Genomic DNA, 24,023 nt, shown 5'->3' on the forward strand with positions numbered 1-24,023 from the left:
GTCTTAACGGTTCGCGGTCTTCTCAAATTTCCCCAACACGTCACGCTCATAAGCCAGCGCTTTTTTGCGGTCGAATTTGTGTTCCCACTTGGCAATCACCAGCACCGCCAGCGCATTACCCACCACATTCAACGCAGTACGCGCCATGTCGAGCAGTCGGTCTACGCCTGCGATAAACGCCAGCCCTTCCAGCGGAATGCCGACGCTGCCGAGCGTTGCCAACAACACCACGAATGACACGCCGGGCACGCCCGCAATGCCTTTCGACGTCACCATCAACGTCAGCACAAGAATGATTTCCTGACCGAGAGAGAGGTCAATACCGTACAACTGCGCGATGAAAATCGCCGCAATACTTTGGTACAGCGTTGAGCCATCAAGGTTAAAGGAGTAACCCGTCGGCACCACGAAACTGGTTATCGACGCAGGGGCGCCGTAGGCTTCCATTTTCTCAATGATTCGCGGCAGCACACTCTCAGAGCTGGCGGTGGAGTAAGCCAGAATCAGTTCATCCTTCAGGATGCGAATCAAAATCCAGATACTGAGCCCGCACATTTTTGCCACCGCACCCAGCACCACCAGCGCGAAGAACACGATAGCGACGTACACCAGAATAACCAGCTTAGCGAGTGGCCACAGAGAGGCGAAACCGAAGTTGGCGACGGTGACAGAAATCAGAGCAAACACGCCAACCGGCGCATAACGCATCACCATGTGCGTCACTTTAAACATTGTTTCGGACACCGAGCGGAACACGGTGACCAGTGGCTCGCGATGTGCAGACGGCAGCGATGACAGGCCCAGACCAAACAGCACAGAGAAGAAGATAATCGGCAGCATTTCGCCTTTCGCCATCGACGCGAAAATGTTGGTCGGCACCAGCGACAAAATCGTCCCCATCAGGCCATGCGCATGGCTTTGCACATCGGCGGCGGTACTCTGGTATTTGGAAATATCGACCGCCGCCAACGCTGACATATCAATGCCCGCACCCGGCTTAAACACATTCGCCAGGGTAATGCCGAGCACGATGGCAATGGTGGTGATGATTTCAAAATAGATGATGGTTTTCGCGCCGATACGTCCCAGCGATTTGGCATCGCCCACGCCTGCAATCCCGACCACCAGTGTCGAAATCACAATCGGCACCACAATCATTTTGATCAGATGAATGAAGATATCACCGGCTGGCGATAACAAATTGGTAATCAGCCATTCACGGCTGTCGCTTTGGTAATGCAGATAACTGCCCAGAAGAATACCCAGCACCAACGCCAGCAGGATTTGCCAGGCCAGGCTGACTTTTGCTTTTTTCATGACTACAGACTTCCTCAATGCAGGGTGACATTCATGTGGCGAATGTTACCCACTAAAACGGGGATCAGACGTGTTGTGTTTTTGCGTGGCGTTTTTTAACGCGGCGTATCAGTACCACCTGCATGGCATGCCGCGCAAGCCTTACATTACGGGGCTTTTGACTGATAAAAGGCAGAGGAAGGCGAATTAAGTCTGGTTACTGAAAATAACCTTTTGTTATAAAAAACTTTTTCCATTCAATAAAACTATAAATTCATCATAGTTATTATTCGCCTTCAAAGATTCGTTTGGTGGATTTTCATACTCTGCAAAGAATGCGTGATCTGTCGCCCAAATAATAAACAAAGCCGTTATAAGCTCTATAATTAACGATTGCTTGACATATTATTAACATTCTACAGGGAGAAAAAAAGCATGAGCCAAATACACAAACACTCTATTCCCGCAAACATTGCGGAAAACTGCCTGATTAACCCGGAACAGTACCAAGCGATGTACCAGCAGTCGGTCAGCGATCCGGATGCCTTTTGGGGCGAACAGGGAAAAATTCTCGACTGGATCAAGCCGTACCAGAAAGTAAAAAACACCTCCTTCGCCCCCGGTAACGTGTCGATTAAATGGTACGAAGATGGCACGCTGAATCTGGCGGCCAACTGCCTCGACCGCCATCTGGCTGAACGTGGCGACCAGACCGCCATCATCTGGGAAGGCGATGACGCCAGCCAGAGTAAAAAAATCACTTATAAAGAACTGCACCGCGATGTCTGCCGCTTCGCCAACGTCCTGACCGACCTTGGTATCAAAAAAGGCGACGTGGTGGCTATCTATATGCCGATGGTGCCGGAAGCGGCGGTGGCGATGCTCGCCTGCGCGCGTATCGGCGCTGTGCATTCCGTCATTTTCGGCGGCTTCTCACCGGAAGCGGTTGCCGGACGTATTATTGATTCCAGTTCCCGACTGGTGATCACCGCCGATGAAGGCGTGCGTGCGGGCCGTTCGATTCCGCTGAAGAAAAATGTCGACGACGCGCTGAAAAACCCGAACGTCAAAACCGTTGAAAACGTGGTAGTGCTTAAGCGTACCGGTGGCGATGTGGCCTGGCACGAAGGCCGCGACCTGTGGTGGAACGAGCTGACAGAAAAAGCCAGCGACCAGCATCAGCCGGTGGAAGTCGGCGCGGAAGATCCGCTGTTTATCCTCTACACCTCCGGTTCCACTGGCAAACCGAAAGGCGTGCTGCACACCACCGGGGGTTATCTGGTGTATGCCGCGAGCACCTTTAAATACGTCTTTGATTACCATCAGGGTGATATTTACTGGTGTACCGCCGATGTGGGTTGGGTCACCGGTCATAGCTATCTGCTGTATGGCCCACTGGCCTGCGGCGCTACCACGCTGATGTTCGAAGGCGTGCCAAACTGGCCGACGCCAGCGCGCATGAGCCAGGTGGTTGATAAGCACAAAGTGAATATTCTCTACACCGCGCCGACCGCTATCCGCGCGTTGATGGCCGAAGGCGATAAAGCGATTCAGGGCACTGACCGCTCATCGCTGCGCATTTTGGGTTCCGTAGGCGAGCCAATCAACCCGGAAGCCTGGGAGTGGTACTGGAAGAAAATCGGTAACGAAAAATGCCCGGTGATGGACACCTGGTGGCAGACCGAAACCGGTGGCTTCATGATCACCCCGATGCCAGGCGCGACCGAACTGAAAGCCGGTTCTGCGACGCGTCCGTTCTTTGGCGTCCAGCCCGCGCTGGTCGATAACGAAGGCAACGTGCTGGAAGGCGCCACCGAAGGCAACCTGGTGATCACCGATTCCTGGCCGGGTTCTGCGCGTACGCTGTTTGGCGATCACGAACGTTTCGAACAAACCTATTTCTCGACCTTCAAAAACATGTATTTCAGCGGCGACGGCGCACGCCGTGACGAAGACGGTTACTTCTGGATCACCGGGCGCGTCGATGACGTGCTGAACGTGTCCGGTCACCGTCTGGGCACCGCGGAAATTGAATCTGCGCTGGTGTCACACCCGAAAATTGCCGAAGCGGCAGTGGTCGGTATTCCGCACAGCATCAAGGGCCAGGCGATTTATGCCTACGTCACGCTGAACCACGGTGAAGAACCTGGCCCGGAGCTGTACACCGAAGTGCGTAACTGGGTGCGCAAAGAGATTGGCCCGCTGGCGACGCCGGACGTGCTGCACTGGACCGATTCGCTGCCGAAAACTCGTTCCGGCAAAATCATGCGCCGTATTCTGCGCAAAATCGCCGCCGGGGATACCAGTAACTTTGGCGATACGTCGACCCTGGCGGATCCTGGCGTGGTGGAAAAACTGCTCGAAGAGAAGCAGTCCATTTCAATGCCTTCTTAACCCTGTTTAACCCCTCTCCCGATCGGGAGAGGGCAACGCGTACCACCCTAAAACAACAATACCTTACCCTCCCCTAAAGATTTCGTGTTGCAGGCGGCTACGAGCCAACGCACCTGCACCGCGAAAGATGACGGGGAAAACCTCTGGAGAACTCTGTGATGAATGAATCTATTTGTCAGCAGATAGAAGACAGTGCGCATTTCAGGGAGTTAGTCGAAAAACGGCAACGGTTTGCCACGTTCCTGTCCATTATCATGCTGGTGGTTTACGTCGGTTTTATCCTGTTAATTGCTTTCGCCCCCGGCTGGCTCGGTACGCCGCTGCACGCGGGAACCAGCGTCACGCGCGGCATTCCTATTGGGATTGGCGTCATTGTGATTTCTTTCGTGCTCACTGGCGTGTACGTCTGGCGGGCCAACGGTGAATTCGACCGGCTGACCAAAGCCGTTTTGCGTGAGGTGAAGGCATCATGAAAAAGCTCCTGACGGCGCTCGCCGCCACGCTGCCCTTTGCGGCTAACGCCGCCGATGCCATTACCGGCGAGGTGCAGCGCCAGCCGACTAACTGGGAAGCGATTATTATGTTCCTGGTATTCGTGCTGCTGACGCTGTACATCACCTGGTGGGCTTCCAAACGGGTGCGTTCGCGTAACGATTACTACACTGCGGGCGGCAATATCACCGGTTTCCAGAACGGGTTGGCGATAGCCGGAGACTTTATGTCCGCCGCGTCGTTCCTCGGGATTTCCGCGCTGGTGTATACCTCCGGCTACGACGGGCTGATTTACTCGCTCGGCTTCCTCGTCGGCTGGCCAATTATTCTGTTCCTGATTGCCGAACGCCTGCGTAATCTCGGGCGTTATACCTTTGCCGATGTGGCGTCTTATCGCCTGAAACAAGGACCGATTCGCACCCTTTCCGCCTGCGGTTCGCTGGTGGTGGTAGCGTTGTATCTGATTGCGCAGATGGTCGGCGCGGGCAAACTCATCGAACTGCTGTTCGGCCTAAATTACCACATTGCGGTAGTACTGGTCGGCGTGTTGATGGTGATGTACGTACTGTTCGGCGGCATGCTGGCAACGACATGGGTGCAAATCATCAAAGCCGTACTGCTGCTGTTCGGCGCAAGTTTTATGGCGTTTATGGTGATGAAACACGTCGGCTTTAGCTTCAATAACCTGTTCACCGAAGCGATGGCGGTACACCCGAAAGGGGCGGCGATCATGAGTCCTGGCGGGCTGGTGAAAGATCCGATTTCCGCGCTGTCGTTGGGGCTGGGTCTGATGTTTGGTACGGCAGGTCTTCCGCACATTTTGATGCGTTTCTTCACCGTCAGCGATGCACGTGAAGCGCGTAAAAGTGTGTTCTACGCTACCGGTTTCATGGGTTACTTCTACATTCTGACCTTTATTATCGGCTTCGGCGCGATCATGCTGGTGGGGGCGAACCCGGCGTTTAAAGACGCGGCGGGTCAGCTGATTGGTGGCAACAATATGGCGGCAGTGCATTTGGCTGATGCTGTAGGTGGCAACCTGTTCCTCGGCTTCATTTCCGCCGTGGCATTCGCCACTATTCTGGCGGTGGTTGCCGGCCTGACGCTGGCGGGCGCTTCGGCGGTCTCACACGATTTGTACGCCAACGTGTTCCGCAAAGGCGCGTCTGAACGCGATGAATTGCGCGTGTCGAAAATCACGGTGCTGATTTTGGGCGTCGTTGCCATTCTGCTGGGGATTTTGTTTGAGAAGCAGAACATCGCCTTCATGGTCGGCCTGGCGTTCTCGATTGCCGCGAGCTGTAACTTCCCAATTATTCTGCTGTCGATGTACTGGTCGAAACTGACCACGCGCGGCGCGATGATCGGCGGCTGGCTGGGCCTGCTGACGGCGATTATCCTGATGATCCTCGGCCCAACCATTTGGGTGCAGATCCTCGGTCACGAGAAAGCAGTATTCCCGTATGAATACCCGGCGCTGTTCTCCATCGCCGTGGCCTTTATCGGGATCTGGTTCTTCTCGGCGACCGACAACTCCGAAGCCGGGAAACTCGAACGCGAGCGGTTCCGGGCGCAGTTCATCCGTTCTCAAACCGGGATTGGTATCGAGCAAGGCTCCGCGCACTAAAGAATTGCCCGGTGGCGCTACTGCTTACCGGGCGAACAAGCGAATAACGACGACACAAGTTGTAGGCCGGATAAGGCGTAGCCGCATCCGGCAATTCAGGCGATCAGAACATCACCCACGCCACGAGCGGCGCAACCAAAACCATTGTCACGCCAGACAACATCATCACCAGACTGGCAACGACCCCTTCCTGCGGGCCCAACTCGTAAGAACGCGCCGTACCCGCTCCGTGCGAGGCCGCGCCAAACCCTGCCCCTTTCGCCATCCCTTCACGGATCGCCAGACGTAAAAAAAGCATATCGCCGACCGCCATGCCAAATACGCCCGTCACGACGACAAACAGCGCCACCAGTTCTGGCTGGCCGCCAAGCGGTTTGGCGGCGGCAAGCGCAAATGGCGTCGTCACCGAACGCACCGCCAGACTGCGCTGAATTTCATCCGACAGCGTAAACAAACGCGCCAACCAGACGGAGCTGCACACGGCGACCACCGTCGCCGTCACCACGCCCGCGCTGAGCGACATCCAGTGGCGTTTAATCACCGCCAGATTGTCATAAACAGGCACGGCAAAGGCGATGGTCGCCGGGCCAAGCAGCCACAGCAGCCAGTGCGCTTCACCCATATAATTCTGATAAGAGATATGCCCGAACACCAGCATCAGCACCAACAACAGCGGGGTGAACACCAGCGGCATCAGCGGCAATTTGCGAAAGCGGCGATACAGGCGTTTGTTGGCGTAATAGAGGCCAAGGGTAATGGCGAGGCACAGCAGGCTTAATGTCAGGCTATTCACGGTTCATCCTGCGTAACTCGTAACGATAGACTTTATCGACCACCCACGCCGTTGCGCCCAGCACCATCAGTGTGCTCAGTGCGATCACCAGGAAAATACGCCAGCCATCGACCATCAGCAATTGGGCGTAATTCACCACTGCCACTACCGCAGGCACGAAAAATAAAAGCATTTCTGCCAGCAGCCAGCGGGAACCCGCGCGCACCCAATTGAGCGGTAGCACGCGGCAGACAATCAACGCCAGCATCAGCACCATGCCGACCAGATTCGCGGGCAACGGAAGATGGCCCCACGCCACTAAATGTTCCGCCAGTACAAACACCCCGGCGTACAAAACCACCTGCACCGGAACCTGAAGATGATGCAGGACAGCAGGCGTTACGCGCCCTAAGGCCACAGCCATGAAAGGAATTCCTGAAAAAAGTGAAGGCGCTCAGTATAGTGAGCCGCCGACTGCGACAGAAATGAATTAAAATCATTGAAGGTATAGTTTCGAGGAATAATCATGGACATAAGAACGCTGCGCTATTTCGTCGAAGTGGTCCAGCAGCAGAGTTTTACCCGCGCGGCAGAGAAGCTATTTGTCACCCAGCCGACTATCAGTAAGATGCTGAAAAATCTGGAAGATGAGCTCAACTGTACCCTTCTCATTCGCGACGGACGCAAACTGCTGCTGACCGATACCGGGCGCGTGGTGTTCGACCGAGGCCTGACGATCCTCGCTGAATTTCGCCAACTGGAAGCCGAACTCAGTGATATCAATCACCTGCACGGCGGTTTGCTGCGTTTGGGTATTCCACCGATGGTCGGCATGTTAATGGCCGGGCCAATCAGCCTGTTTCGTCAGCGCTACCCGGGCGTGGAGTTGAAAATTGCCGAATTTGGCGGCCTGACGGTACAGCAGGCGGTGATGAACGGCGAGCTGGATGTGGCGATGACCGCCCTGCCCGTCGATGAAGAGAGCGGCCTGTCAACGCTGCCGCTGTTCAGCCATCCGCTGTGCGTGCTGGTGCCACGTTCCGGCGACTGGCTTAACGTCGAGTCCATTAGCCCGGAACAACTGGCCGCGCATCCGCTGTTGATTTACAACGAAGATTTCGCCCTTAGCCGCCAGTTAATGCAGCTGTTCACCGATCATGACGTGAAACCGCGCATTGCAGTGCGCAGCGGTCAATGGGATTTTCTGGCAGCCATGGTTCAGGCGGGCGTTGGTGTGGCGATTTTACCGGAGCCGATTTGCCAACGACTCGATAAAAACACTCTGCGCTGGATCCCGCTCGATAGCGAACTGCACTGGCAGTTAGGGATGATCTGGCGTGAAGGAACCTATCTCTCCCACAGCGCCCAGGCGTGGCTGAATTGCTGCGAAGGGTTCTGGTTGCCTGGTGTATAATATTCAGTAGCGATCGCTAACGCGTGATGTTTAGCTCACCGTTAGCGCCACGCTATATAAATAGAACAGCTTGCTGTTTTTCCATTTTTAAATCACGACTCAAAAATAAGACGATCCTTGTGTTTCGTTTAATTTTTAACGTATTAACCTTCATCAATCACACTTCCCCATAATAATAAACACGCAAATTTCACGTGAATTTCTCAGAGCATTCTTGTGTTTTGAATGCTTATCTTTGAGCGCCTTCACAAAAAACAGGATGGAATAAAAAATTACATTGATACATAAACAATGGAATGTTTAATTCCAATCATGTTTTTTCAAGATAATAAGTACAGGGATAGCCTTCGTGAAATTCAAATTTAAAACCATTACCGCACTATTCTTACTCGCTTCCAGCAATGCTTTCGCCGCGCCTATTTATCAGGCCGACGACGGTTCATTTGTTGATTTGTATGGTCGTCTTGGCTTTAACATTACCAATAAAGGCGGTGATAACGAAGGCCGATTTGATGGCCGTTTTGGCATCTCTGGACGTCAGGCGATTAACGATAAAATGGCGGTTATTGGTCTGGCGCAATATCAGGTCAATGCGGCCGAATATGCCAACAATCTCCATGATAATACGAAAGATTTAACAGCACGTTATGTGTGGGCGGGTTTGGATTTAGCCGAGTACGGCAAATTAACCGGTGGCCGTGTCTCTTCCGGTCTGATTATGTTTACCGATATTGGTGACGTATTTGCCAGCTCCGATGTGGCGATGGCTCGTCAGGCAAACTTCGTCGATCCAACAGCCGTTCAGGTTTTCCGTCAGGATGGCACCGTTCAGTATCAAAATACCTTTGGCGACCTTGATGTTTCTGCCGCTTATATTCTGGGCAACGACAGCTCGGACCTGGATTACGGATATAACGGCGCCGTTCGTTACACGCTGGATATGGGTAGTGCGGGCAAACTGCAACCGGTTATCGCAGGCCAAAAAGAGAAAGCCAGCCACGATGCAACCTCTATGCAGGCCAACCAGCAGGCGGACGAATATTCATTCTGGGGCGTGGGCACCCGTTATTACATAGGCGATGTGATGCTCGGCGTGTTGTTTGCACAGGATCGCGTGACATACCGTGATGGTTCCCCGGACAGCGTGGATAAAGATTACGAAACGACCGCGGTGTGGAGCGTGAACGAAGACTGGGCGCTGCGTGCCGGTTATCGTCATCTGGACAACGAAGATGGTGATGGCCTGCAACTGCGCGACACCACGTTTGAAGTGCAGTACAAACTGACGCCACGTAGCTCCATTTACACCTCTTATTCCTGGCGTAACGGTAAGCAAGGCACCAACAAAGTGACAGGCAATCGCGTCACCTTTGGCGGCAGCAACCCTGCCGACGATTACTACCACGTGGGTCTGCGTTACGAGTTCTGATGATGAAAAAATTACTGTTAGTGTCACTTCTTTTTTGCGGCAGCCAGGCACTGGCTGCTCCCCACCTTATCGTGGGTAATAATCTGACGGTGCTGGCGGCAAGATCAGCAGACGTGAGTATTTTCAGCGATAAGATTGCGCTCAAAGACGGCGAACAAAAGGTGGTTGTGAAATATGACAGCCCGGAAAATCCGTCTTCGACTAACCAGAGCAATGGTCGTGTGACGTCCAAACCCTGGCTTTTGACGTTCAACGCGTCAGGCGATGAGGTGATTACGCTGAGCATCAAACAGGCGACGGATACGTCTGAAGTACGGGCGCTGGCGAAAGATCCGGTCTTTAGCCTCGCCGAGAAAGGGAAAGCGGTGCCGTTTACCCCGACGCCGTTGGTTCGCCAAAGCGCATTTGGATCGATTTCAACGTCCTGGGATTCGGTGGTCAACGGTGAAGCGACGCCAGCGGCTGTTGCCGTCGCGGCAGCACCGGCAGTCGCAGCAACATCGGCTCCAGCACGAGCGCCTGCGGTGACGACAAACGGTCAATCCAGTGCGGAAAGATTCAAAGCGATGCAGCAGCTTTATCTGCAAAGCGACCCCGCTCAGCGTAAAGCCTTCCTGAAATGGGCGCTCGACGTGCAGTAATCCTCTTTCCCCGGTTCGTCCGGGGAAATTACAGCTTATCGACCAACGTCCGGCTCTGTCCAATGAGCTGCCGACGTCCTTCCTCTCCCTGCTGAAGCAGACAGACAAACAGTAAATCAATCAGCGTGTGTTGCGCCGTACGGACGGCAATCGACGAGCTGTGTGTTTTGCTGCCTTCCGCGATGGTGTCCAGACACAGGTCCGCAGCCTGTCGCAGTGGCGACTGTTGCAACGACGTCAGCGCGATAACTTTCGCCCCGCGTGCTTTCGCAGTTTCCGCCGCGACCTGCACTTCTCTGCGGTTGCCGGAGAACGAAATTGCAATCTGTACATCTTCCGCCGTCAACGACTGCGCCACGGTGATTTGCACGTGGCTGTCCATCTCATTCATCACCGGATACCCGATTTTCATCAGCTTATAGGCCAAATCTTTGGCGATCAGCGATGAGCCACCGATGGCAGTGATCTGCACGCGCCCGGCGACACGAATAAGATCGACTACCTGTTGCAGCCTGGCAAAATCCAGTCCGTTAGTGGTATCGCGCAGCGCCTGCTGTTTTTCCATCAGCAGTTTTTCGGCGATCAGCGGGAAGGTATCTTCGCTGTTAATTTCATTATGAATATAGGCAACGTCATTTTTGCGTTCGGTACTTTGCTGCCCCCACTCCTCCACCAGCGCTATCTTAAAATTGGTGTACCCCTTAAAGCCCAGTTTCTGCGCAAATTTAATGATGCTCGACTGACTAATGCCCAATACTTGTGCGAGCTCCGGCGACGAAAACTGCTTCACGCGGCCTGGATTTTCCAGAATGAAATCCGCAATTTTGCGCTCACCAGGGGTAAACAACGATTTATTATGAAGGATGGTATTGATGTGTTTCATAAGGCAGTAATGGGTCGCTCGGTTTTTTAGCGTGGGCTAAGGGATTAAAATGATAAGTCATCCCTTTTCCCATTACACCCTTTGATCCTGAATCCACGGCAGAACGAGTGGGAAAAGTCACTTCTCAAGTGATCACGATCACAGATTGCCAGCAAGGCATAAAATATTACTTCTGAATGAAGGTTATGGAATATATTATTCCATACATTGAAAACATGAATCATCGAGGCCGTTATGAAAATTGATTTATCCGCACTGACCACTGAAAGTCGCAATCGCGCGAGCGAGAACATTGACACCCTGTCGACGCTGGACATGCTGAAAGTCATCAACGCGGAAGACCAAAAAGTGGCGCTGGCAGTAGAAGAACAATTGCATGCTATCGCTCAAGCCGTCGATGCCATTACCAAAGCGTTCGCCTGCGGCGGTCGCCTGATTTACTGCGGCGCTGGCACCTCCGGTCGTCTGGGTATTCTGGACGCCAGCGAATGTCCTCCGACTTACGGCACACCGCGCGAAATGGTCGTGGGTCTGATTGCCGGTGGTCACACAGCTATCCTTCAGGCAGTCGAAAACGCCGAAGATAGCCCACAAATGGGCGAGCAAGATCTGCGTGATTTAGCGTTGAACGAACGCGATGTGGTTATCGGCATCGCCGCCAGTGGCCGTACGCCGTATGTGATTGGCGCACTGAAATATGCTCGCAGCGTGGGTGCGACAACCGGTGCTATCGCCTGCAACCGTGGCAGCGAAATCGGCAAACTCTCCGATATCGCCATGGAACCGCTGGTGGGCCCGGAAGTGGTTACAGGCTCTTCCCGTATGAAAGCCGGCACCGCGCAAAAACTCATTCTTAACATGCTGACCACTGGCGCGATGATCCGCTCTGGCAAAGTATTTGGCAACCTGATGGTCGACGTGGAAGCCACTAACGCCAAGCTGTTACAGCGTCAGGTAAATATCGTAGTACAGGCGACAGAGTGCGATGCAGCCACCGCAGAAGCCGCGTTAACTGCGTGTAACCGTCACTGTAAAACCGCCATCGTGATGATTCTGGCAGGCCTGAGCGCCGCCGACGCAAGCGAAATGCTTAACAGCAATAACGGCTTTATTCGCAGCGCCATTCAGGGCATCGGGAGCAAATAACCATGGCAAAAATTACCAGCTCAATGATTGAGCAACTCCTGCAACTGTCTGGCGGGACTGCCAACATCAGCGTGTGCGGGAACTGTATGACACGTCTGCGTCTGACCCTGGTCGATCGCGACATCATTGATATCGATAAGCTCAAAGCCGTACCCGGCGTGATGGGCGTGATCAACGGTGACGATCAGCTACAAATTATTCTCGGCCCTGGTAAAGCACAAACCGCCAGCGAGATGATGAATGAGATGATTAAAGCCGGTGGCGATAACGGTGCCGCTCCGGTCGCAGAAGCTGACCTTGCCTCTCAGGCGAGCCAAAACAAAGCCAAAATGAAGGGCAAGCAGAACAGCGCGGTGCATAACTTTTTAACCAAGTTTGCCACCATCTTTACTCCGCTTATCCCAGGCTTTATCGCCGCAGGTTTACTGCTCGGCTTCGCTACACTGCTGCAGCAGATTTTTGTGGTCGAAGGCGTAGCGGAAGCGACCTGGCTCGTTGACATGATCGCCTACATGAAAGTGTTCAGCATCGGCCTGTTCACCTTCCTGAGTATTTTGATTGGCTTCAACACCCAGAAAGCCTTCGGCGGTTCTGGTGTGAACGGTGCGATCATCGCCTCGCTGTTTATTCTGCGTTATGTGCCGGAAGGCAAAGTCGGCTATTACGCCGGAATGCAGGATTTCTTCGGCATAGTGATTGACCCACGCGGCAACATCATTGGCGTCCTGCTGGCCTGTATTCTGGGCGCATGGATTGAACGCCAGGTCCGTCGCTTCATTCACGACTCTCTGGATATGATCCTGACGTCCGCGATTACGTTGCTGATTACCGGCGCTATCACTTTCACCGTAATTATGCCGATTGGCGGCGAGCTGTTTAAAGGCATGTCATGGTTGTTCCTGCACCTCAACGGCAACCCGTTTGGAACTGCACTGCTGGCCGGTCTGTTCCTGATTGCGGTGGTGTTTGGTATTCATCAGGGCTTTGTTCCGGTTTATTTCGCGCTGATGGACGCGCAGGGCTTCAACTCACTGTTCCCGATTCTGGCGATGGCCGGTGCCGGACAGGTGGGTGCTTCACTGGCATTGTTCTACCGTGCGAAGCAGGGTTCTCTGCTGCGTACGCAGATTAAAGGCGCCATCTTCCCGGGCCTGCTGGGTATTGGTGAACCGCTGATTTACGGTGTCACCCTGCCACGACTGAAACCCTTCGTCACGGCCTGTATTGGCGGCGCGGTAGGTGGCTTCTTTATCGGTCTGGTTTCATGGCTGGGGCTGCCAGTAGGTTTGAACACCGTGTTCGGCCCGTCTGGCCTGGTATCGATTCCGCTGATGACCTCTTCGCAAGGCATCTTTGCCGGGATGGCGGTCTACGTCGTGGGTATCCTGATTTCGTATCTTGCAGGTTTTGTACTGACCTGGTTCTTTGGCAGTAAAAACGTCGACCTGCAATAAGGGTCGACGGGGTTCCCCCCCTTAAAGCCGCCGATGAGGCGGCTTTTTTTTGGGGAAAATTACTGGTCTTCGATCAACAGCGCTTCTAACAAATCGAGATCGTGCAGCAGCTTTTGCAGCGTCTCGTTGCTGATTTGGCAGGTCGCGCGTAAGTGATAGAGTTCACCGCGTTCAGAGCGCAGCGCCGCCAGACGGAAGCGGCGTTCGAGACTCTCTTCCAGCATCGAGGTTTCCACATCGTTACGCCCGTCCGCACGACGGCGCAAATTACCGATAACGCGTGAACTCACTTCGGTCAGCAACTGATTATCGATATTCTCTTTGGTGTCCTGTGCCAGCCGCTCTTCCATTTTCTGGATCGCCACAATCGCCACATCCGCCGTTGCAGCACGCGCCAGACGCTCTTCTTTATACTGCTGAGAGTGGTCGGCGACTTCAATGTGTCGCAACAATATAGGCATCACCACTACGGCCACAAACAGCGAGAATAAAATGACGCCCGCCGAGAGGAAGACCAGTTCATAGCGTGCCGGGAAGACGTTGCCGTCGGAAAGCAGCAGCGGAATGGAGAGCACACCCGCCAGCGTAATCGCCCCGCGCACGCCTGCAAACGTGGCAATGAGCAATTCACGCGTGCTCCAGCTACCAAACTCCATTGGTTTCTTTTTCAGGAAACGCTGACTGAAACGCTGCATGGTCCATAACCAGCCAAAACGTACCAGCATCAGCGCGGCGTAAATCAGAATAATATCGGCGAACAGCACCCAGGTGTCGACGTTCGGATCCGCTTCTGCCGCCACTAATGACGTTTCAAGAATGCCCGGCAGTTGCAGGCCCAACAGCAGGAAGACCATACCGTTGAACACAAACTCCAGCATCGCCCAGGTGCTGTTGGCACGCAGGCGCATCGCCAGCGGTGCGGTGCGCATCACGCCGGAGCGGGTAATCGTCATCCCGGCGGCGACTGCAGCCAAAATGCCCGAAACACCGATGTGTTCAGCAATCAGGTAAGAAGCGAACGGCAGCAGGAACAACAGCACAATCTGCGTGGCCGGTTCATCGCCGCCCCAACGGCTGAGGAAACGCAGCGAACGCCCGTACGACCAGCTCACAACAAACCCGGCCAAAATACCGCCTGTTGCCACTTTGACAAACTCAAGCGCGGCGCCCCCGACGGTGAAGACCATCGTGCCCATCACCACCGCGACGGCAAATTTCAAGGAGACCAGGCCGGACGCGTCATTCATCAACGCCTCACCCTGCAATATCCCCATGATCTTCTTCGGAATGCGCCCTTCACCGACGATGCCAGATAACGCGACCGCATCAGTCGGCGACAACACCGCCGCCAGTGCGAACGCGGGAATCAGTGGGATCCCAGGCACAGCCCAATAAATCAGGAAACCGATGCCCACGACAGTGACCAGCACCAATGCCAGCGCAAGGCCAAAAATCTCGCGTCCATGTTCCAGAAATTCGCGCGTGGGCGTTTTCCAGCCATCGGCAAACAGCAGCGGCGGGATAAACAGAACGAGGAACAGTTCCGGGTCAAATTCAACGTGCAGACCGAACGTCGGCCACGCCAGCAGCGCACCGATGCCGATTTGCATCAAAGGCAGCGGAACCTGAAAAGGAAGTACGCGGGTAACTACCCCGGAAAGGGAGACCACAAGGGTCATGATCAGTATTGTGAAGAAAATTTCCATGCTATCCCTGTTTGCGATGACTTATTTCTAATGCAACCTCAGATAATACGCCCTTCAGCTTATCGCAAAGAACAACAGGATGTGCCTATAAATACTGGGTCGCCGCACAATCGGCGCGTTATTGAGTGGGTGATACAGAAAAGAGATCGGCATAAAAGCAGGCGCCAGAAATGCGAAAACCCAGCTTTTCAACTGGGTTTTGCGGTCCCTCAAGGGGAAGAAATCTGAATGGCCTCGGTGGGCTACGCGGCAAATGTTATCAAACGCCAAATAAGTGTCAATGCTTATTTTTCAACCATACTATCCCTGTGAGGTTGTGGCAACAAAGAAGACGCATTGATCACCGCCTTTTGTATTTCACTCACACTTTCACGCGGCAAAATCTGCGTTAACCACCCTCGCTCGACATCCATCGGCCTGTTTAAACGCTTATTACTCACTGTCTGCACCATGTCGCATTTCACCCAGCTCGTTTTTTGCGGGAAATATCGCGCTTCTTCGATGACACCCTTTTCCAGCTCAACATGAAATCCGCTGCCGAGTTTCGCACTGTCTTTCGTCGTAGAGATCGGAACAACGGTACAGGCATTGCCGTTTAATTTGCCATTCAGGACAACAACCAGCCTGAACTTAATCATTTCGGGCGGCATGTGTGCATCAATCACATCCGGGACAATATCACCCCGCCCATCCCTCGGATAGTTCCCGAAATTACAGGTCAGGATTTGCCCCACTTTTGGCGAAAAATTTATCCCCATTTTCTGACTCTAAAATGAAAAAATCAGTCACCGCCATTCCCTGCGGCATTCGCGCCTTCTGACTGACCAAAGGCACAGCTAACATACGCTGGAAGAGAGTTATCAACAATGTAATTGCCGCTATCTCTTTGAGAAAATGATGATTTATCGAGGATGTTCGCAAAATGCACTGCAAGTGGATCACACGGCAAAAAATAAAAAGGGCGACCCAAGGCCGCCCCAGTTTGCATCAGGTAAGGCTTAAATCGCCCAACCGCCTGCGTAGAAGGCTACCAGCGCCAGCGCGATAATCACGGTGCCGATATTCAGCTTACGCCATTCACCGGAGACGATACGGCCAATCACCAGCGTGGCGAAACCGATCATGATGCCAGTGACGATGTTACAGGTCAGCACGATGAATACCGCAGTGATCAGGCCTGACATCGCATCGACGAAATCGGCAAAGTCGATTTTCGCTACATTGCTCAGCATCAGTAAACCTACATACATCAGCGCCGGAGCGGTGGCATAGGCCGGAACCAGATAGGAGAGCGGAGACAGGAACAGGATCAGCAGGAACAATACGCCGACGGTGATCGCGGTCAGGCCAGTTTTACCGCCTGCGGCAGTCCCGGCTGCGGATTCGATGTACACCGCGGCTGGTGCAGCACCGACCAGGCCAGAGAACACGCTGCTCAGGGAGTCAGTGGTCAGTGCTTTGCCACCGTTGATGATCTGCCCGTCTTTATCCAGCAGGTTCGCTTGACCGGCCACCGCACGGATAGTACCGGTCGCATCAAATACCGCCGTCATCACCAGTGCCAATACGCTCGGTAGAACAATCGGGTTCAGTGCGCCCATAATATCAAGGCTGCCAATCAGCGAGTTGCCGTGCTCATCGCTAAGCGATGGCATCGCGAAAATACCGGAGAAATGCACGTTCGGATCGAAAATCAGACCAACAACCGATACACCAATGATGGTCAGCAGAATACCGCCCGGCACTTTCAGTTTTTCCAGACCGATAATCACCGCCAGACCAATCAGCGACATGATAACCGGGAAGCTCGCGAAGTGACCCATCGTCACCGGCAGGCCATCCAGCGGGTTTTTGATAACCAGGCCAACGCCGTTCGCCGCAATCAGCAGCAGGAACAGACCGATACCGATACCGGTGCCATGCGCAACGCCCTGCGGCAGGTTGCGCAGGATCCAGCTACGGATGCCCGTCGCGGAAATAACGGTGAACAGTACACCCATCAGGAACACAGCGCCAAGTGCGACCGGAATGCTGATGTGCTGGCCCAACACCAGGCTGAATGCGGTGAATGCGGTCAGCGAGATGGCACAGCCAATCGCCAGCGGCAGATTCGCCCACAGGCCCATCACCAGTGAACCAACACCAGCAACCAGACAGGTCGCCACGAAAACAGCGGCTGGCGGGAAGCCTGCTTTACCGAGCATGCCCGGAACGACGATAACGGAATACACCATTGCCAGGAAAGTAGTTAAACCGGCAAGGATCTCCTGGCGCACAGTACTGCCACGAGCTGAAATTTTGAACCAGGCGTCCAAACCGCCGGTACGCGCTGAAGGCGTAGACATAGAAAACATCCCCTGAGAGTTTTTATCATTCGTCCGTCTGCGTGAAGTGCGTGTTTATCTCCCTGTACTTTCCTGTGGCTAAGGGGCGCCACAAAAAAGCAAACGATTAGCTCCGCGCAGACAAAAACGGTATTCAATGTGACCTGACTCCAGCTATAAAGGCGGAGAAGGTTTACCGAGTGGATTTCGGGCTGCATTGCGGCGGCAACTGCGCGAATCCCCAGGAGCATAGGCAAACTATGTGACTGGGGTGAGCAAAGGCAGCCAACAAAAATGCGATCCGAAAGGCACCGGTAAAAAAAGGCAAACGATTATCTGGCTTTTACGCTGCCCTTTTCAACTGATGTTTACGCCATTTTGCTAATTTTCGCTTATGACGGCGAAGAAATAGACAACGTGTGCGCAAACGTTATCGTCGATGCGCAATCTGGCAACAATTTTATGGAGGATTATTTTCATTTCACGTCGTCATCGGTTCTTATGATGATGACTTAGCTACCGGGAAAATCGAGTGGACCGCCTTGCTGGATCGCTCTTTGCCAGGCAGGACGAATTTCAACACGTTTTTTCCAGGCCATTAGATGCGGCAATTCTCCCTGTCCTCCTCGCGCCAGCAATGCAAAAGCCGGATAGCTCATCTGAATATCCGCCATGCTCAGGTGTTCTCCGGCAAACCACGCATTCTGCGCCAGATGCCCCTCAATAAACGCCGCATGGGTCGCGAGTTGTTTGTTGAGATACGCCTTTTCGACGCCCTGTCCCAGTAGTTTGCCTACCGACCGCAGGCCAAACGGCACTGGCGGCTTGCCGAGCGTCCTGAGAATCAGCTTCATCAGCAACATTGGCATCAGCGACCCCTCCGCATAATGCAGCCAATAGCGATACTGGGTTCTGTCTTGCGGTGACAGCGGTTTCAGCGTTTGCCCGGGATCGTGTGTCTCCTGAAGATATTCGAGGATAGCCCCCGATTCGGCGAGGATCATGCCATCGTCTTCCAGCACCGGCGATTTGCCGAGCGGGTGCACTTTTTTAAGTGCCTCGGGCGCCAGCATGGTCGGCTCGCGCTGGTAGCGCACAATCTGGTAGGGCAATTCCAGTTCTTCTAAGGCCCAAAGCACGCGCTGCGAGCGCGAAAGATTCAGATGATGCACCGTCAGCATGGCGGTCTCCTGTGAGTTGTTCAAAATAACTATAGGAACTCTGGCGTAAGGCGGGAAAAATTTCGGCGAAATAATCGCCAAACCCAGTGGCGAAAGTGCGGTGACGACATACAATTAAAGTGTCAGCACAAACCGGAACCTCCAACCACTTTTGCACCACTGAGGCGTACTGACGTCGGGGGAAACCCTCCCGTGAACCAGCGGGATAGAGAGAAAGACGAAGACCGGAAAACAACTAAAGCGCCCAATTGTGGCGCTTTAGTTTTTTATACGTTGTCATCCGGGAAATGAGCGCCAGGCCCTTTTTCACCGAGCATATCGCCCGGATTACGTAGTGGACAATCCCGATGCGACAAGCAGCCGCAGCCGATGCAGCCATCGAGCTGATCGCGTAGCGCCACCAGCGTGTGGATACGGCTGTCCAGTTCTTCTCGCCACTGTGACGAGAGTTGCTTCCACGCTTTCGGGCTGAGATTATGCCCTTCCGGCAGCACACCCAGCGCTTCGCTGATGGTCGTAAGCGGAATGCCAATACGCTGCGCAATCTTGATGATCGCCACATAACGCAGCACATCACGACGATAACGCCGCTGATTACCCCCGTTGCGCGTGCTCTCTATTAAGCCTTTGCTTTCATAGAAATGCAGCGCCGAGACAGCGACGCCACTGCGTTTTGCCACTTCGCCAGGAGTCAGTAGCGTTTTAATGCGAGAAGATTTCTTTTCCATAAAGCGCTTTACCTCAAGTTAACTTGAGGAATTATACTCGCCCGCAGACAAATCGACGAACCGAAATTGTGAAAGAGAGGCCGCTTATGTCCCATCACGACATCATTGAAACGCTGATTGAATGGATTGATGAACATATTGATCAACCACTTAACATTGACGTGGTCGCCAGAAAATCGGGTTATTCGAAATGGTATTTACAACGGATGTTCCGCACCGTGATGCATCAGACGCTCGGCGATTACATTCGTCAGCGCCGACTGCTGATGGCAGCAGAAGCGCTGCGCACCACAAAGCGGCCGATTTTTGATATTGCGATGGATTTGGGATACGTGTCGCAGCAGACTTTTTCTCGGGTCTTTCGCCGCGAGTTCGACCGCACCCCGAGCGACTACCGCCATCAGATCTCGGCGTGAGCAGCCTTCTGATTCACCCACTGCATTGATCCCTGCTGCCACTGAATAAACTCATTCGGCGGCATGGCTTTCGCGAAATGCCAGCCCTGACAGAACTGCACCCCGCGCTTGAGAAGCCAGCTGACCTGTTCGGCGGTTTCCACCCCTTCGGCAATCGTTTTTAGCCGCAGGCTTTGTGCCATCTCAATGATGTGCTCGGCAATCAGGTGGCTGGTGCTATTGGTGGTGAGCGTGTCGACGAACGATTTATCAATTTTAAGAATATCGACGTTCAGAGAATAGAGGTTGTGCAGGTTCGAGTAGCCCGTCCCGAAATCGTCAATCGCCACTTCATAACCCGCCTGACGAAACGCCTGGATGACCGGGGTGGTTTTCGGCACATCAATAAAGCCACGCTCCGTGACTTCAATTTTAATCTGCTGGGCGCAAACCCCATACTGCAGGGCTTTATCGGAAATCATCGCAATCAGGCGTGAAGAGTGAAAATCCGATGCCGATAAGTTGATAGAAACATACAGCTGCGGATTCTGTTGCAGAAAATTCCCTAAATCGGCAAACACGGACTCCACTACATAATCAGTTACTTGTTCGATTAAGCCTTCTTTTTCCGCCATTGGGATAAATTCCGCCGGACTCATCACTGGGCCATCAAACCCAGGCCAACGCAACAGCGCTTCGGCCCCCACGCATTGGTTATTTTTGATATCGATAATGGGCTGATAGTGCAAACGCAACTGCTGTTTATTCAACGCGCGTTGTAAAAGCCGCTTTGGCGAATTAAAACGCTGGCGGCTGCGGGCCCAGACTAGCAGGATCAGGATGCTGCAAATTAACCCCAGCGGCAGAGTGAGCGTCGCCTGGTGGCGGAAGTTTTGGTAATAGCGTGAATCTGATGACGAAATAATAATGGCAATCGGTCGCTGCTCAGAAAGGGCGACCGTATAAAAACGACCATCACGCTGAAAGGCATCATTGCTATCGCGCATCAGCGATTTTAATGCATCAGGACTGGCATTCTCGCTGACCGAAAAGAATTCGTTAGTTTTGGTGTCATAGGCGCCAAAAATCAGGCTATCGTCATCGGTAACGATTTCACCATAGGAAAGCGGGTTAATCACGGCAACATAATTCCCACGCTGCATGTAGGTCATGTTATAGCCAGGATAAAATGGCGTGTTACGATAATAATAAATAGCGATATTCGGATTGCGTCGGTAATTTGGCTCGGGCATTTGCCAGGCCGCCGCAGGATGCACCGTTGTAGAGCAAACAAACCGATCATTCTGCGCGTAAATTAAATCTTCTACATATAAACGTCCGCGAACAATATTGAGCATCTGCTGCTGATGCTCGGGCGAGCAAATAGCGCCGTGATATTGCTCCGCAGCATCGCGAGCGAGATCGGCCTGGCGGATCACTTGTTCTGTTTTATTGAGGGCGAGATGGGCATACGTGCGGAGTTGGCTATGGGTTTCAGATTCCGCTCTGAGCTGCGAAAAACAAAGCGCAAGCATCACCGGCAAGAGCACGACGATGATCACCCCCAAGCCCCTCAGCACGTTGCTTCGCGCACTCTGATTCATATTCAGCCTGTTATCCCTGCATTTTATGTGCCTGACATTCAGGCTGGACGCTTTCTGACAGGTGATTACGTTGCATCAATCATTCAATATTAGCAACCGTCTTTTGCCCTCAAAAATCGAATATTTGGTTATGATGATAATATTTTTCCGTAAGGCAAACTAAAAGTCGTGTGAGTGTTTTTATTAAGTCTGCTATTTATTAAGCTACGGTTGACATTGCTGTTTAAAACGCAGGCAAAATGAGATTAAGTAAAATCAAAGAACAATAGCAGACGGCATCAAAGTGCCGCCTGTTCTGTAGATTAAGACGAGACTGAAGTCACCACCGTTTTGCCACGACCGGTACGTTTGGCGTCATAAAGGGCGTTATCCACAAGTGTTAACAGGACCGCGCGTTCACAGTTGTTTTGGGCGACCACGATAACCCCTGCGCTAAACGATAACGTTACTGTTGCCTCCCCCATGACAAAGGGTTCCGAGCACAATTGCGCACGCAGGCGGTCCGTAAACGCAATTGCCTCATGCGCAGAGGTGCCAGGCAGCAACAGCAGGAATTCTTCACCCCCTAATCGCCCCAGCCTTAGCTGGCCTTCACACTGTTCACGAATACATTGGCAGAAGTAAAGCAGCGCATCATCGCCCACCAAATGCCCCCAGCGATCGTTAATTTGCTTAAAGTGATCGAGATCGATCATCACCATCACAAAATGCGTATCATTTTGTTCAGAATGACAATTCTCGAGGCTTTGCTGTAAGTGGTCGAGGATAGCAAGCCGGTTATAGCAGCGCGTTAAGGCATCGGTGGTAGCCTGAAACGCCAGCAGATTCTCCGCGCGTTTGCGCTCGGTAATATCCACACCGATATTCATTATTTCGCCGTCGGGCAACATAATATTTGACCATAATGTCGCCAGCACAGCACCGTCGCGTCGATGTGGATACCACTCGTGCATTTCGAGTGTAGGGGAGTAATTGACCGATTCACGCACCTGACGACGTATCTCGGGATCGGGATAGAATAATGCGAGCGGGTCAGGCTGGCGGTTAATTTCATCCAGCGTCCAGCCAAATACTCTTTCACATTCACCATTCCATAATATACAGCGATTATGTTTATCGAAAGAATTCATTAATACCGGAGCGCGTTCGAAAAGGGTGCGATATTGGTTAACGATATTTTTTAATTCAACAGCCATTCGCTCACGAGATATTAATTCGGTTATTGAGTCATGTAATTTCTCAGCAATAATTTGTGCCACGCTGCGTAATACCCCTGGCGCTAATAATGGCTGGTCGAACGCCAGAAAAAGGAAAGCACGGGCATCATCCTGCAATGGAAGAATCCGGCACAGTACACCGCATTGTAATTCTTGCGCCAGCGGATGTTCCGCAGGGTAAAGCTGACGACCAACGTCCCGGTGCCAGCATTTCACCCGCCACGGGGCCTGCTGTTGGTGAAGTGCCATCAATAGACGTTCAGCGCCCTCATCGACATAGAGCGGATCGCCCAGCACCTCTAAATGATTGACGCCTTCATTTTCCAGCATGATCCAGGAAAGACGGGCGTCAAAGACTTCATGAATGAGTTGCAGCACTTCGGCAAGCGTTCGATGTGCTGACAACCCAGGCATGAGCCTTGCCAGACGATGCAGGCAAAGCTCTGCATCATTGATTGCTGTGTGTAATCTTTCTTTTTTCATTTTTTCAATCACAGGTGTGTTAATGAAAAAAACCCGCAATGAATAAATCAGATACTGATTTGCATGATTAAGCACAGGTTAATCATGAAGCTGTACGCTAAAGGTAACAAAACACACTGTGTTGTCTTAAAAGAAGGACAAAATATTAAAATAGCCAATAAAATCAATAGCTGATTAATTGATCGCAAGTAAAATAAATTGTCCAGAAAGCATAAGCCATGTATTTTATAATGTAAATCATGTACAGGTGCTTAACTTTCGTATCGATTCGCTATCTCACTGAAATGTCAGATAACCCCTTCCGAAAAGCATGAAGAATATATTCACCTCACTAATCATTCCCTTCAAAAAACACCATTCAAGCTATGAAAACTTTCACCATACCAGTGGTGATTAAAGCAGCAAATGTGATATAGTTCACATTATCTACTGAAACACAAAACGGTGTTTCATTGTATTGGTCGATGCCAACCGATAGCCAGAGTGTGATGCCACTGATGAGCCACGCCGCGCTATCCCTGGCCCATGTTTTCTGAGGGTACGTTTCATGGTTTCTGTCACTACCGGTGTTGTTCTTCTGCGCTGGCCACTTGTTAGCGCTGTACTGATGTTTCTCGCCAGCACCTTAAAAATTCAATTCCGTAAAACGGATTACGCCGGGCTGGCAGTGATCTGCAGTTTACTCGGTGTGATTGCGTCCTGCTGGTTTGCGACTGGATTACTCGGTATTACGCTGGTTGACATGACGATTGTCTGGAACAACATCAAAGATGTGATGATGGAAGTGATGAGCCAAACCCCACCGCCAGAATGGCCGATGATGATGAACTGAGTTTA

21 protein-coding genes are annotated in these 24,023 nt (G+C 52.6%); 10 read left to right on the forward strand and 11 right to left on the reverse strand.

Annotated elements, in window-relative coordinates; translation table 11 throughout:
- Positions 1–3 precede the first annotated feature (3 nt).
- Entirely contained in the window at positions 4–1,317 is a 1,314-nt protein-coding gene (gene gltP / locus VH187_RS04515; RefSeq protein ID WP_329700292.1) for a glutamate/aspartate:proton symporter GltP, read from the reverse strand.
- A gap of 414 nt (positions 1,318–1,731) precedes the next feature.
- Between gltP and acs the strand changes: the two genes are divergently transcribed.
- The 3 genes from acs (at position 1,732) to actP (ending at position 5,809) form a co-directional block, all read left to right on the forward strand.
- Entirely contained in the window at positions 1,732–3,690 is a 1,959-nt protein-coding gene (acs, locus tag VH187_RS04520) for an acetate--CoA ligase (protein ID WP_329700293.1), read from the forward strand.
- A 158-nt stretch (positions 3,691–3,848) separates the two neighbouring features.
- Positions 3,849–4,163, forward strand: a complete 315-nt coding sequence (locus tag VH187_RS04525; protein ID WP_329700362.1) for a DUF485 domain-containing protein — start codon at positions 3,849–3,851, stop codon at positions 4,161–4,163.
- Positions 4,160–5,809, forward strand: coding sequence for a cation/acetate symporter ActP (gene actP, locus VH187_RS04530; protein ID WP_329700294.1), 1,650 nt, complete (start codon positions 4,160–4,162; stop codon positions 5,807–5,809). The genes VH187_RS04525 and actP overlap by 4 nt, the downstream gene beginning before the upstream one ends.
- A gap of 103 nt (positions 5,810–5,912) precedes the next feature.
- Here actP and VH187_RS04535 read toward each other — a convergent pair whose 3' ends face one another.
- Entirely contained in the window at positions 5,913–6,602 is a 690-nt protein-coding gene (locus tag VH187_RS04535; protein ID WP_329700295.1) for an LrgB family protein, read from the reverse strand.
- On the reverse strand, positions 6,595–7,005 hold the full coding sequence (locus tag VH187_RS04540; RefSeq protein WP_329700296.1) for a CidA/LrgA family protein: 411 nt from the start codon (positions 7,003–7,005) through the stop codon (positions 6,595–6,597). Before VH187_RS04540 ends, VH187_RS04535 begins: the two co-directional genes overlap by 8 nt.
- Before the next feature lie 102 nt (positions 7,006–7,107).
- Between VH187_RS04540 and VH187_RS04545 the strand changes: the two genes are divergently transcribed.
- The 3 genes from VH187_RS04545 to VH187_RS04555 all read left to right on the forward strand — a co-directional run bounded on the left by VH187_RS04545 (position 7,108) and on the right by VH187_RS04555 (position 10,065).
- The gene (locus tag VH187_RS04545; RefSeq protein WP_329700297.1) at positions 7,108–7,995 is read left to right on the forward strand and encodes a LysR family transcriptional regulator; all 888 of its coding nucleotides are present in this window, start codon (positions 7,108–7,110) and stop codon (positions 7,993–7,995) included.
- Between the two features lie 349 nt (positions 7,996–8,344).
- Positions 8,345–9,424, forward strand: coding sequence for a porin (locus VH187_RS04550; RefSeq protein ID WP_329700298.1), 1,080 nt, complete (start codon positions 8,345–8,347; stop codon positions 9,422–9,424).
- Positions 9,424–10,065 carry a DUF2057 family protein gene (locus tag VH187_RS04555; protein ID WP_329700299.1) on the forward strand — a complete coding sequence of 214 codons (642 nt, stop codon included), beginning with the start codon at positions 9,424–9,426 and terminating at the stop codon, positions 10,063–10,065. The genes VH187_RS04550 and VH187_RS04555 overlap by 1 nt, the downstream gene beginning before the upstream one ends.
- A 28-nt stretch (positions 10,066–10,093) precedes the next feature.
- On the opposite strand, the gene VH187_RS04560 is transcribed toward VH187_RS04555, so the two are convergent.
- Positions 10,094–10,948 carry an SIS domain-containing protein gene (locus tag VH187_RS04560; RefSeq protein ID WP_329700300.1) on the reverse strand — a complete coding sequence of 285 codons (855 nt, stop codon included), beginning with the start codon at positions 10,946–10,948 and terminating at the stop codon, positions 10,094–10,096.
- Positions 10,949–11,182: 234 nt separating this feature from the next.
- On the opposite strand from VH187_RS04560, the gene murQ reads away from it, so the two are divergent.
- Together murQ and murP are read left to right on the forward strand one after the other, a co-directional pair.
- The gene (murQ, locus tag VH187_RS04565; RefSeq protein WP_329700301.1) at positions 11,183–12,094 is read left to right on the forward strand and encodes an N-acetylmuramic acid 6-phosphate etherase; all 912 of its coding nucleotides are present in this window, start codon (positions 11,183–11,185) and stop codon (positions 12,092–12,094) included.
- Between the two features lie 2 nt (positions 12,095–12,096).
- Complete coding sequence (gene murP / locus VH187_RS04570; protein WP_329700302.1) at positions 12,097–13,548, forward strand: PTS N-acetylmuramic acid transporter subunit IIBC; 1,452 nt, start codon at positions 12,097–12,099, stop codon at positions 13,546–13,548.
- 59 nt (positions 13,549–13,607) lie between these two features.
- On the opposite strand, the gene VH187_RS04575 is transcribed toward murP, so the two are convergent.
- From VH187_RS04575 to soxR, 5 genes are all read right to left on the reverse strand, one after another.
- Entirely contained in the window at positions 13,608–15,254 is a 1,647-nt protein-coding gene (locus VH187_RS04575) for a Na+/H+ antiporter (protein ID WP_329700303.1), read from the reverse strand.
- Between the two features lie 284 nt (positions 15,255–15,538).
- Complete coding sequence (locus tag VH187_RS04580) at positions 15,539–16,012, reverse strand: type II toxin-antitoxin system PemK/MazF family toxin (protein WP_329700304.1); 474 nt, start codon at positions 16,010–16,012, stop codon at positions 15,539–15,541.
- Between the two features lie 240 nt (positions 16,013–16,252).
- Positions 16,253–17,599, reverse strand: coding sequence for an NCS2 family permease (locus tag VH187_RS04585; RefSeq protein WP_329700305.1), 1,347 nt, complete (start codon positions 17,597–17,599; stop codon positions 16,253–16,255).
- Positions 17,600–18,090: 491 nt separating this feature from the next.
- Positions 18,091–18,759 carry a glutathione S-transferase family protein gene (locus VH187_RS04590; protein WP_329700306.1) on the reverse strand — a complete coding sequence of 223 codons (669 nt, stop codon included), beginning with the start codon at positions 18,757–18,759 and terminating at the stop codon, positions 18,091–18,093.
- 266 nt (positions 18,760–19,025) lie between these two features.
- Entirely contained in the window at positions 19,026–19,487 is a 462-nt protein-coding gene (soxR, locus tag VH187_RS04595) for a redox-sensitive transcriptional activator SoxR (protein WP_329700307.1), read from the reverse strand.
- 86 nt (positions 19,488–19,573) lie between these two features.
- On the opposite strand from soxR, the gene soxS reads away from it, so the two are divergent.
- On the forward strand, positions 19,574–19,903 hold the full coding sequence (gene soxS / locus VH187_RS04600; protein WP_329700308.1) for a superoxide response transcriptional regulator SoxS: 330 nt from the start codon (positions 19,574–19,576) through the stop codon (positions 19,901–19,903).
- Here the strand turns inward: soxS and VH187_RS04605 are convergent.
- Both VH187_RS04605 and VH187_RS04610 read right to left on the reverse strand, forming a co-directional pair.
- Complete coding sequence (locus VH187_RS04605; RefSeq protein ID WP_329700309.1) at positions 19,888–21,486, reverse strand: EAL domain-containing protein; 1,599 nt, start codon at positions 21,484–21,486, stop codon at positions 19,888–19,890. The genes soxS and VH187_RS04605 overlap by 16 nt on opposite strands.
- Positions 21,487–21,788: 302 nt before the next feature.
- Positions 21,789–23,117 (reverse strand): GGDEF domain-containing protein, encoded by a 1,329-nt coding sequence (locus VH187_RS04610; RefSeq protein WP_329700310.1) that lies wholly within the window; start codon positions 23,115–23,117, stop codon positions 21,789–21,791.
- Positions 23,118–23,733: 616 nt separating this feature from the next.
- Here VH187_RS04610 and VH187_RS04615 point away from each other — a divergent pair.
- Positions 23,734–24,018: a YjcB family protein gene (locus VH187_RS04615; RefSeq protein ID WP_329700311.1), complete on the forward strand. Its 285-nt coding sequence runs from the start codon at positions 23,734–23,736 to the stop codon at positions 24,016–24,018.
- Positions 24,019–24,023: the final 5 nt, after the last annotated feature.

It is taken from the genome of Scandinavium sp. (assembly GCF_036271055.1).
Classification (GTDB): Bacteria; Pseudomonadota; Gammaproteobacteria; order Enterobacterales; family Enterobacteriaceae; genus Scandinavium.